Source organism: Rhodococcus sp. NPDC055024 (assembly GCF_053608585.1).
Map to the genome: position 1 here is coordinate 78,923 of NZ_JBSGVT010000021.1, position 9,665 is coordinate 88,587.

At 62.4% G+C, this 9,665-nt stretch carries 11 protein-coding genes; 2 read left to right on the forward strand and 9 right to left on the reverse strand.

Translation table 11 applies throughout. From position 1 onward, the window contains the following. Positions 1-34: 34 nt before the first annotated feature. The 4 genes from ACWF6P_RS29425 to echA20 are packed head-to-tail and all read right to left on the reverse strand — an operon-like array spanning position 35 to position 3,537. Positions 35-1,096, reverse strand: coding sequence for an NAD(P)H-dependent flavin oxidoreductase (locus tag ACWF6P_RS29425; RefSeq protein WP_452623406.1), 1,062 nt, complete (start codon positions 1,094-1,096; stop codon positions 35-37). Continuing rightward, the gene (locus tag ACWF6P_RS29430; RefSeq protein WP_003945796.1) at positions 1,093-1,848 is read right to left on the reverse strand and encodes a CoA-transferase subunit beta; all 756 of its coding nucleotides are present in this window, start codon (positions 1,846-1,848) and stop codon (positions 1,093-1,095) included. The genes ACWF6P_RS29425 and ACWF6P_RS29430 overlap by 4 nt, the downstream gene beginning before the upstream one ends. Further along, positions 1,845-2,753, reverse strand: coding sequence for a cholesterol ring-cleaving hydrolase subunit IpdA (ipdA, locus tag ACWF6P_RS29435; RefSeq protein ID WP_019746969.1), 909 nt, complete (start codon positions 2,751-2,753; stop codon positions 1,845-1,847). The genes ACWF6P_RS29430 and ipdA overlap by 4 nt, the downstream gene beginning before the upstream one ends. Before the next feature lie 7 nt (positions 2,754-2,760). Further along, complete coding sequence (echA20, locus tag ACWF6P_RS29440) at positions 2,761-3,537, reverse strand: (7aS)-7a-methyl-1,5-dioxo-2,3,5,6,7,7a-hexahydro-1H-indene-carboxyl-CoA hydrolase (RefSeq protein ID WP_003945611.1); 777 nt, start codon at positions 3,535-3,537, stop codon at positions 2,761-2,763. 102 nt (positions 3,538-3,639) lie between these two features. Here echA20 and ACWF6P_RS29445 point away from each other — a divergent pair, with 102 nt between their 5' ends. Continuing rightward, positions 3,640-4,554, forward strand: coding sequence for an SDR family oxidoreductase (locus ACWF6P_RS29445; RefSeq protein WP_452623407.1), 915 nt, complete (start codon positions 3,640-3,642; stop codon positions 4,552-4,554). Between the two features lie 67 nt (positions 4,555-4,621). Here the strand turns inward: ACWF6P_RS29445 and ACWF6P_RS29450 are convergent, their stop codons facing one another. From ACWF6P_RS29450 to ACWF6P_RS29465, 4 genes are all read right to left on the reverse strand, one after another. Continuing rightward, positions 4,622-5,293: a GNAT family N-acetyltransferase gene (locus ACWF6P_RS29450; RefSeq protein WP_452623408.1), complete on the reverse strand. Its 672-nt coding sequence runs from the start codon at positions 5,291-5,293 to the stop codon at positions 4,622-4,624. A 94-nt stretch (positions 5,294-5,387) separates the two neighbouring features. Further along, positions 5,388-5,801, reverse strand: coding sequence for a DNA-binding protein (locus ACWF6P_RS29455; protein ID WP_378448949.1), 414 nt, complete (start codon positions 5,799-5,801; stop codon positions 5,388-5,390). 57 nt (positions 5,802-5,858) lie between these two features. Next, positions 5,859-6,347 (reverse strand): nitroreductase family deazaflavin-dependent oxidoreductase, encoded by a 489-nt coding sequence (locus ACWF6P_RS29460; protein ID WP_378535198.1) that lies wholly within the window; start codon positions 6,345-6,347, stop codon positions 5,859-5,861. Position 6,348: 1 nt separating this feature from the next. Next, positions 6,349-7,512, reverse strand: coding sequence for a steroid 3-ketoacyl-CoA thiolase (locus ACWF6P_RS29465; protein WP_095970996.1), 1,164 nt, complete (start codon positions 7,510-7,512; stop codon positions 6,349-6,351). A 174-nt stretch (positions 7,513-7,686) separates the two neighbouring features. On the opposite strand from ACWF6P_RS29465, the gene ACWF6P_RS29470 reads away from it, so the two are divergent. Then, on the forward strand, positions 7,687-8,937 hold the full coding sequence (locus tag ACWF6P_RS29470; protein ID WP_003945573.1) for a cytochrome P450: 1,251 nt from the start codon (positions 7,687-7,689) through the stop codon (positions 8,935-8,937). A gap of 194 nt (positions 8,938-9,131) precedes the next feature. On the opposite strand, the gene ACWF6P_RS29475 is transcribed toward ACWF6P_RS29470, so the two are convergent. Beyond that, positions 9,132-9,512, reverse strand: coding sequence for a VOC family protein (locus ACWF6P_RS29475; RefSeq protein WP_378546667.1), 381 nt, complete (start codon positions 9,510-9,512; stop codon positions 9,132-9,134). Between the last annotated feature and the right edge of the window lie 153 nt (positions 9,513-9,665).

Consider the following 9,665-nt stretch of genomic DNA (forward strand, 5'->3'; position numbering starts at 1 on the left):
GCGCAGTGGAGAGACGCACTCGGAGAAGGCTCTGTCAGCGAAGAGCCGTAAGCGCGTCGATACGCCCCACTGCATCTTCCATGATGCTCTCGATCAATTCCTTGCAGCTCGGCAGATCGTTGATCATGCCGACAACCTGACCTGAAGCAAGAACGCCGGCTTCCGTGTTGCCCTCGACCAGTCCTGCCTTCAGTAACATCGGGGTGTTGGCCGCCATGATGATCTGCATCAGCGTGCGGTCACCCGACCGCTTCATCGCGAGACCGTCCTTGGCGAGGGTCGACCACTTCATGCCCGTCATTGCCTTGAACTTCGTGGCATTCTTGGCCGCGGCGATCAAACCGGTTGCATAGCTGGAACCTTCGAGGCTGTTGACCAGGTCGGTGTTGAGCACACGATGAGGCATGCCGTCGACCTTGCGGGAGACTGTTGTATCCGTCAGTCCGCGCTTGAGGTACTCCTGCTTGACGGAATCGGGCACCGAAGAGTCGCTGGTGAGAAGGAATCGCGTTCCCATCGCGACACCGGCAGCGCCGTACGCCAGTGCGGCAGCCAGCCCGCGGCCGTCGAAGAATCCGCCACCGGCGATGACCGGAATATCGACCGCGTCGAGAACCGAGGGGAGAAGCAATGTTGTTGCCACACCGCCGGTGTGACCACCACCTTCGCCGCCCTGGACGATGACGGCGTCCGCGCCCCAGGATGCAACCTTGACCGCATGCTTCGCGGCGCCGATCGAGGGCACGACGACGATGCCGTGATCCTTGAGCTTGGTGATCAGTTCCTTCTTGGGAGCCAAGGCAAACGACGCGACCTTGACGCCCTCACGGATGAGCAGGTCGGCGCGTTGCGGCGCGTCGGTGGCGTCGGCACGCATGTTGACGCCGAACGGCTTGTCCGTGAGCTGCTTCGTCTTCTTGATCGCATGCTCGAGCTCGTCGTACGTCATCGTGGCCGAAGCCAGAATGCCGAGACCACCTGCGTTCGCCGTTGCCGACGTCAGAGCGGGACCGGAAACCCAGCCCATACCCGTCTGCACGATCGGGTAGTCCACGCCGACCAGTTCGGTCAGCGCGGTCTTCAGGGTGGGGGTCATGCCGAGACCTCACGGTCCCGGAGGTTACGCGGGTCGAGGGTCTCGCGGATGAGGTGGAGTTCTTCGGCGGTGGGGTCACGGGTGATACCGGCCTCGGCGAGTCCGGCAACCTCGAACGAGGTGTTCTCGGCAACCTCTTCCGCTGTGACGCCGGGGTGAAGACTCAACGCGCGGAACGTGTTTCCCGGACCACCGAAATCGAAGACACCGAGGTTGGTGACGACGCGGGGGATGTTCAGGTACTTGTATGCGGGGTTCTCGGGATCGATCTGGTCGTAGCCGACACCGCACACCACGTCGACCTTGTCGACGAACACTCGCTTGGAGTGCTTGGGGACGAAGTAGCTCGTCGCATGGTTGATGGTGTTACCCGGGGCGCCGCGCACACCGAACATCTGACGCGTCGGCTGCTGAAGCGGGCCGAAAGCGGAGAGGTTCTGGTTGCCGTGGCGGTCGAGCTGATTGGCACCCATCACAACGTGGCGACGACCGGAAGCGACGACGTCGAACACCTTGCGGAAAGGCATCCAACCTTCGACGGGGCCCTTCGTTCCGACTGCCGGAGTGTCCTCGAGGATGAGGGCTTCACCGTCGGTGATGAGCAGGTCGGGTTCGGTGGTGAGCCGAGCCAGGCGAGCGCCGATGGTGGACGACGTCGACATTGGGCTGGCCATGATTTCGCCTGCACCGGAGAAGATTTCAGCGCAAGCAAGAACTACGTACTCTGCGCGGGTGACGGTGGATTCGCTCATTTTGCCTGCTCCCCTGCCTTTGATGAATCTGCAAACTTCTTTACTGCGGCTTGGTAGTCCTCTTCGCTTCCGGAGAGGAAGGTGTCGACGAACGTCTGCCACGACTCGGGGGTCTTGGCGGCCTCGGCGTAGTGACGCTGGAACTTCTCGTCGCGGCCGTAGCTTTCGCCGGCCAACGTGAAGTGCGCACCGTTCGGTGCCTCGACGACGGCGTCGACCATCATGCGGTTGAGCAGAAGGTTCTGCAGTGGAACGGATTTGACCAGTTCCTCGGTCTCGACGATGCGCTCGACGGAGACGTAACGCTTCTCGGCGGCCATGCAGTACAGGTCGTCGAAGTACGGGTCGACGCCGTTGTAGGCGGCATTGCCGTGCTTGTCACCGAGATTGAGGTGGACGAACGACGCATCGAGGTTGAGCGCAGGCATCGCGATCAAGGTCTCGGAACGGCCGTCGGCCTCGGGGTACGGGGAGGTGACGGTCTTGAGTTCGTCGCCCCAGAAGTTGCGGACGTCCGAGCCCAGGCCTGCACGGATCGGCAGGAAGGGCAGACGAGCGGCAGCTGCTTCGAGGCCGCACTTGACCATGCCCTCGTCCATCTCGCGGACTTCGATCTCACCGGCGGTGCGTGCCTTGGCAAACCACGGGTCGTAGAACGGCGCGGAGTCGAGGGACACGAAACCGTAGTACGCCTTCTTGACCTTGCCTGCCGAGCACAGCAGTCCGAGATCCGGTCCGCCGTAGGTGACCACGGTCAGGTCCTTGATGTCCGAACGCAGAATCGCACGAACGAAGGCCATCGGCTTGCGGCGAGATCCCCAGCCGCCCAAGCCGATCGTCATTCCGCTGCGGAGTTCGCCGACTACCTCGTCGAGCGACTTCGTCTTGTCACGCTTGCTAGCCATGTTTTTCTCAGCCTTCCTTCTGGGTTGCGTTCTCGCGCGGCTTGCCGGTGGCGACGAACTCGTCGCGGTGCTCGTCAGACACACCGAGAAGGTTGAGTTCGAAGGTGTAGCCCTGCTCGAGGCGGTAGCTGCCCTTGACGTCGACCGGGTCGATGCCGTTGATGGCTTCCTTGGCGCACCGGATGATGCGGGTGTCCTTCGCGGCGATCTTCGCGGCGATCTCGCGAGCGCACTCGTCGAGCTTCTCGCGCGGGACCACGTCGTAGACGCTGCCGAACTGCTTGAGCGTGTGTGCGTCGACGCTCTGCGCCGTGTAGTACAGCGTGCGCATCATGTGCTGCGGCACCAGGCGTGAGAGGTGAGTCGCAGCGCCGAGGGCGCCGCGGTCGACCTCGGGGAGGGAGAAGATCGCGTCGTCGGAAGCGACGATGACGTCCGCGTTGCCGACCAGTCCGATGCCGCCGCCGACGCAGAATCCGTTGACCGCCACGACGACGGGGACAGCGCAGTCGTAGACGGCGGCGAAGGCTGCGGCACAACCGCGGTTGGCGGCGACCAGCGCGTCGAATCCCTCGGTGGCCTGCATCTCCTTGATGTCGACGCCGGCGTTGAATCCGCGTCCCTCGGCTCGCAGGATTACCACGTGCGTGTTGAGATCCTTGCCCGCGTCGAGGATGGCGTCGGCAAGCTCGAACCATCCCTTGGACGGGATTGCGTTGACCGGCGCGTAGTCGATGGTGACCGTGGTGATGCCGGTTCCGTCGGAAGAGGTGCTGATGCCCATATCGGGATTCCTTACGTCTGTGTACCAAACCAAGCGATTGCTTGGTAAGTTAGCACACAAGCGGAGCCGACAAGCCCGAGCAGAGTGCAATAGGAGACAAAAATGAGTGGATTGGTCGACGGACGCGTAGTCATCATCACCGGGGCAGGTCGAGGTATCGGACGTGCGCATGCATTGGCGTTTGCTGCTGAGGGCGCCAAGGTCGTCGTCAACGACATCGGTGCGGGTGCCGACGGTTCCGAGACCGGCGAAAGTCCGGCCGAGCAGGTTGTCGCGGAGATCATCGCTGCGGGTGGCCAGGCAGTGGTCAACGGAGACGACGTCGCCGACTGGGCGGGCGCTGAAAATCTGATCAAGACCGCGATCGACACCTTCGGCGGACTGGACGTACTCGTGAACAACGCAGGCTTCCTGCGTGACCGCATGCTCGTCGGCATGAGCGAAGGGGAGTGGGACGCGGTAATCCGTGTGCACCTCAAGGGGCACTTCGCGCCGCTGCGTCACGCTGCTGCCTACTGGCGCGGTGAAGCCAAGGCAGGCAAGACCGTCGACGCGCGCATCATCAACACCAGTTCGGGTGCAGGACTGCAGGGTTCGATCGGTCAGGGCAACTACGCCGCAGCGAAGGCCGGCATCGCCGAGATGACCATCCAGGCCGCCGCCGAGCTCAAGAATTACGGCGTCAGTGTCAATGCGATCGCGCCTGCTGCGCGCACGCGCATGACCGTCGGTGCGGGTGGGGCGATGGCCGAGTCGATGGCAGCTCCGGAAGAGGGCTTCGACGCCATGGCTCCCGAGAACATCTCGCCGCTGGTCGTCTGGCTCGGAAGCGCCGAGTCCAAGGACGTCACGGGCCGAGTATTCGAGGTAGAGGGCGGAAAGATCACCGTCGCGGAAGGCTGGCGTCACGGCCCGAGCGAGGACAAGGGTGACCGTTGGGACCCGAAGGAGATCGGGTCCGTCGTCGCGACCCTGTTGGAGAAGGCGGAGATTCCGACGCCGGTGTACGGGGCGTAGGGCCTTCGGCCCTGTGAGTGGTTAAGGAGTGCAGGGACTCCTCAACCACTCACAGGCGGCGTGCCGCCTACGCGGGTGCCCGAACCACCAAAACAGTGCCGGGGAACTCTGCTGCGAGCTCGCGCCGCGAATGCTTCACGCAGGCGGTGCCGTAGCCCTTCTTGCGGGACTCGGGTGCAATCCAGATCGCGACGTTGACCTCTTGGCCGTCGAGTTCGCCGAACACCAGGCCGACGCTCGTCGGGCTGTCGCCGGAGACGTCCTCGGCGACGAACCAGGCAGCGCTCTCGTCGTCGATGCGGCCGAGGCCACCTGTGCGCTCGGCTTCGATTCGATCCTCGCTCCACGGCTTGCCGTCTTCGCCGAGCTGCTCGCCCGAGCGAATCGTGAACAGCGACTTGTCTTCTGCGCTGTCGCTGAACGGACGCAGGCTGAAGTTCTGCCCACTGCTCGCGGGGCGATCAAGCGTCGTCCATTCGAGAGTTGCGTCGAGATTCTCCAGCTCGCCCTGGATGCGATCGCGTGCGGCCTTGGTGAGCGCACTGAACTTGAGGCTCAGAACTGCTTCGGCATTTGCTTCCGACGTGCCGAGGAGTTCCGCGACGGTGGTCAGTGCCTCCTGATGGTCCTTGCTGTCGACCACTGCATCCAGCACCTCGTGGCGACGCTCCAGCGCACGCACGAGTGCGGAAGTGATCTCGCGTCGGTCCAGGATTTGATCTTGAATATGCGTCGTCATATATGCGACTCCTTGCTGTGTTCGAGGCTCTGTCGAAACGCCGTGCGGACCGTACGAGTCAATAGTGCTCCAACTCGCCCGTTATGGCACGTGTTCAGCCTCCGGTGCGGCGAACGAGCCGTTCGTAGCGCTGGCGGGCGGCTTGAGTACTGCCGAGCCCGAGTCCGAAGGCAATGTCCTGCCAGGTCATGCCCCGTTCGCGGGCAATTCCGAGGAACAGTGCTTCCAGCTGTTCCATTTCGGCTCGGGCCTTGGGAATAAGAGTCAACGCAGCCATGACGTCGGCGTCGTCGACTTCGGGTTCGTTCACCTCGGGTGTGTCGGTGCCGCCGGCCAGACGAGCCACGACGCGAACCGCGCCGTAGGGCTCGAGCATCTCCGGATGAGATTGCCGCGCGCGCTGGCTTCGGGTCGCGCCGTGGCGCTCGCTGATCCGAAAGAGTCCGGCGTACTCGCGATGTGCGCGTTCGCGGCCGGAATCGATCGGTCTGAACTGGTCATCGGTCATGAATCCAGGGTGGCACTAACCCGGACCGATGTAAACGTTCTGTTGTAAACAAATTGTTCAGTTTGTCAGGGGTTCGCACACGATGACGGGAATGACGCGGTCCGTCCAGGCCTGATAGTTGTCGAAATCCGGATACATCGCCGTCAACTTCGGCCACAGCCGAGCGCGCTCGTCCTCGGTTGCGACGCGGGCTTTCATCGAGCGGATCCGAGACTTGATCTGCACCGTCACCACCGGATCCGCCTTGATGTTGAGGTACCACATCGGATTCTTCGGAAGACCGCCTTGCGACGCCACCAGAATCACGTCTTCGCCGTCCTCGAGGAACAGCAACGGGCTGATTCGCTCCTCACCGGATTTGCGACCGGTAGTGGTGAGCAGGCAGATCGGCAGCCCGCGTGGGAACGCGCTGCCGACCCGCCACTTGCTACCCAGCCTCCCGTCGGTGGCGCGATACATGGCGACGTTTGCCTTCGACATCCACTTGATGATCTTGACCGTCGCCGGAGCGTCGAGTCCCTTGGGTTTGGCTGGGGGAGTAGTCATCTCAGATACGCTCGATGATGGTTCCGGTGGCCAGCGCGCCGCCGGCGCACATCGTGATCAGAGCCGTCGAGCCGTTACGACGCTCCAGTTCGTGCAGTGCGGTGGTGATCAGTCGAGAGCCCGTGCTGCCGACCGGATGGCCCAGGGCGAGTGCGCCACCGTTGACGTTGACGTTGTCGAAGTCAGGTTCGTGGACCTGGGCCCAGGACAGAGCGACCGACGCGAATGCTTCGTTGATCTCGAAGAGGTCGAGGTCGCCGATCTTCATTCCGCTCTTCTCCAGAACACGGCTGGTTGCCTGTACCGGTCCGTCGAGGTGGAACTCCGGTTCCGAGCCGACCAGTGCCTGGGCGATGATGCGGGCGCGTGGCTTCAATCCGAGTGCGCGAGCCTTGTCCTCGTCCATGAGCAGGACTGCGGCCGCACCGTCGGAGATCTGGGAAGACGTTCCGGCAGTGTGAATCCCGCCTTCGAGAACGGGCTTCAACCGGGCAAGGGACTCGGCCGTCGTATCGCGCAGGCCCTGATCGCGATTGACGAGCTTGGTCTCGCCAGTGAGGTTTCCTTCCTTGTCGACCTGGGGCGCCGAGAGTTCGAGAACCTCTCGGTCGAAACGCCCTTCCTCCCAAGCCTGCTTGGCCAGCGCCTGCGAGCGGACACCGAGAGCTTCGACGTCGTCGCGGGTCAGTCCGCGTCGGCGGGCGATGCGTTCTGCAGCCTCGAACTGGTTGGGCATGTCGATGTCCCACGTCGCCGGCCGACGCGGTCCGGCCTGGTCACCGACGTTGGCGCCGAGGGGAACCTGGCTCATCGCTTCGATGCCGCAGGCGATGCCGGCATCGATGGCGCCGGTGGCGATCAGTCCGGCGATCAGATGGTTCGCCTGCTGGGCCGAACCGCACTGGCAGTCCACGGTCGTGGCGCCGGTCTGCCACGGCAGACCTGCATGCAACCAAGCAGTGCGCGTGATGTTGTTGGACTGAGCGCCGGCCTGGGTGACGCAGCCGCCGATCACCTGCTCGATCAGCAACGGGTCGATTCCCGACCGGTCGAGAACTCCCTTTTGTGCAGCTCCGAGGATCTCGGCGGCGTGCAGACCGGCGAGCCAACCTCCGCGCTTGCCGATCGGTGTACGGACAGCCTCGACGATTACTGGTGTGCCCACAGCGGGCTCCTTTCCTTGTAATGAAAAAGTAGAACAGGTTCTCTGCGGGAAGCAAGACCTGTCGACGTTTCCTTTCCTAGTAAGCAGGCTTGTGTTTCAATGAGAGTAGAACGTGTTACACATCACGGATCCCCATCACCCCTGTGATGAAAAGGCTTAGGGCAGGAGACATCAGTGGCACAGCCCGCATTCCCCGAGGGAATCGACTTCACGGACCCCGACATCTACGCGGAACGTATGCCGTTCGAGGAGTTCGCGGAACTCCGGAAGACGGCACCCGTGTGGTGGAATCCGCAGCCCCCGGAAATCGGCGGATTCCAGGACGAGGGCTTCTGGGTGGTCACCCGTCATGAAGAGGTCAAGGAGGTCTCGCAACGAAGCGACATCTTCTCGACCCACGAGAACACTGCGATTCCTCGCTTCGCCGACGACATCCCGCGCGAGAACGTCGAGATGCAGCGCTTCATCCTCATCAACAAGGACGCTCCGGAGCACACCAAGCTTCGCAAGCTGGTTTCGCGTGGATTCACCCCGCGAGCCATCAACAGCCTGCGCGAAGAACTGACCGAGCGCGCCGAAAAGATCGTCAAGACTGCGGCTGCCGGTGGTGCCGGAGACTTCGTGGTTCAGGTCGCGTCCGAACTTCCGCTGCAGGCAATCGCCGAGCTTCTCGGTGTGCCGCAGGAAGATCGAATGAAGCTCTTCGACTGGTCCAACCAGATGACGTCGTACGACGACCCCGAATTCGACATCGACCCGCAGGCAGCGTCGATGGAGATCCTGGGATATGCGTACCAGATGGCGGATCAGCGCAAGAAGTGTCCCGCCGATGACATCGTCACCAAGCTCATCGAAGCTGACATCGACGGAAATGAGCTCTCCCCAGAGGAATTCGGCTTCTTCGTGATCCTGCTTGCGGTCGCGGGTAACGAGACCACTCGCAATGCCATCACACACGGCATGGTTGCCTTCCTCGACAATCCCGACCAGTGGGAGCTGTACAAGAAGGAACGCCCGAAGACTGCGGCCGACGAGATCGTTCGTTGGGCCACCCCGGTGACGTCTTTCCAGCGCACCGCGCTCGAAGACACCGAACTCGGCGGACAGAAGATCAAGAAGGGCGATCGCGTCGTGATGATGTACGCGTCGGCCAACTTCGACGAAGACGTCTTCGAGAACCCCACGAAGTTCGACATCATGCGTGACCCCAATCCGCACCTCGGATTCGGCGGCACCGGTGCGCACTTCTGCATCGGCGCGAACTTGGCTCGTCTCGAAATCGATCTGATCTTCAACGCGATCGCCGATCACCTACCCGACATCACCAGGCTCGGCGATCCGCGTCGCCTGCGCTCGGGCTGGCTCAACGGCATCAAAGAGTTTCAGGTTGATTACAAGACATCGGGATGCCCGGTCAAACACTGATCCGGACATATACTTACCTGATAACCGGCGAGTAGGTTCTGTGTAGCTTTTCGGGAGTTGCCTCTGCAACCTCGAACACGCAGAACTACAGTAGACGTTCCGGGGGGCCACTAGCTGGCAACCTGGAACTGCGGCGGCGTCTGCGGGATCCCTCATCTCCCGTAGGCGCCGCCGTTTGTAGTTCAATCACCAATTCAGCCGCCGTATGGTTTGGTGATCGCTTCGAGGAAGTGGCCCGACGGGTCGAGGAAGTAGACCCCACGCCCACCGTCGTTGGTGTTGAAGCCGGTACTCGACTGGCGCGGATCGGCCCAGTGATCAAGCTTCAAGGCTTGTATGCGCTGGTAGATGCCGTCGAAGTCGTCTTCGGAGACGAGGAAGGCGTAGTGCTGAGACGCAACCTCGGCGCCGTCTTCCACCTGTGCGAAATCGAGCGTCACGCCGTGCTCGAGTTCGACGCCGAGAAAGTAGCCGGCTTCGACCGGGCCCGGTAGACCGAACATGTGAGTGAAGAACCACGCCGACTCTTGTCGGTCTTTTGCGGCGATGATGGTGTGATTGAACGAAATGGTCATGAGTGACCCCTTGCAGTACGACGCCTCCATGCCTGACGCAGTCCGTCATCGACACGCGACGTTGGGAACCAGGAAACCATTTCGAGGTTCGCGGTGCAAGTACGACAGGCTTGTTCGAATACGACGAGCGCGGCCCCGGTCGATGACCGGGGC

Bases quoted from the DNA above. Each gene is read 5' to 3' on its own strand.
- ACWF6P_RS29425 (WP_452623406.1), bottom strand. From the start codon at position 1,096: ATGACCCCCACCCTGAAGACCGCGCTGACCGAACTGGTCGGCGTGGAC.
- ACWF6P_RS29430 (WP_003945796.1), bottom strand. From the start codon at position 1,848: ATGAGCGAATCCACCGTCACCCGCGCAGAGTACGTAGTTCTTGCTTGC.
- ipdA (WP_019746969.1), bottom strand. From the start codon at position 2,753: ATGGCTAGCAAGCGTGACAAGACGAAGTCGCTCGACGAGGTAGTCGGC.
- echA20 (WP_003945611.1), bottom strand. From the start codon at position 3,537: ATGGGCATCAGCACCTCTTCCGACGGAACCGGCATCACCACGGTCACC.
- ACWF6P_RS29445 (WP_452623407.1), top strand. From the start codon at position 3,640: ATGAGTGGATTGGTCGACGGACGCGTAGTCATCATCACCGGGGCAGGT.
- ACWF6P_RS29450 (WP_452623408.1), bottom strand. From the start codon at position 5,293: ATGACGACGCATATTCAAGATCAAATCCTGGACCGACGCGAGATCACT.
- ACWF6P_RS29455 (WP_378448949.1), bottom strand. From the start codon at position 5,801: ATGACCGATGACCAGTTCAGACCGATCGATTCCGGCCGCGAACGCGCA.
- ACWF6P_RS29460 (WP_378535198.1), bottom strand. From the start codon at position 6,347: ATGACTACTCCCCCAGCCAAACCCAAGGGACTCGACGCTCCGGCGACG.
- ACWF6P_RS29475 (WP_378546667.1), bottom strand. From the start codon at position 9,512: ATGACCATTTCGTTCAATCACACCATCATCGCCGCAAAAGACCGACAA.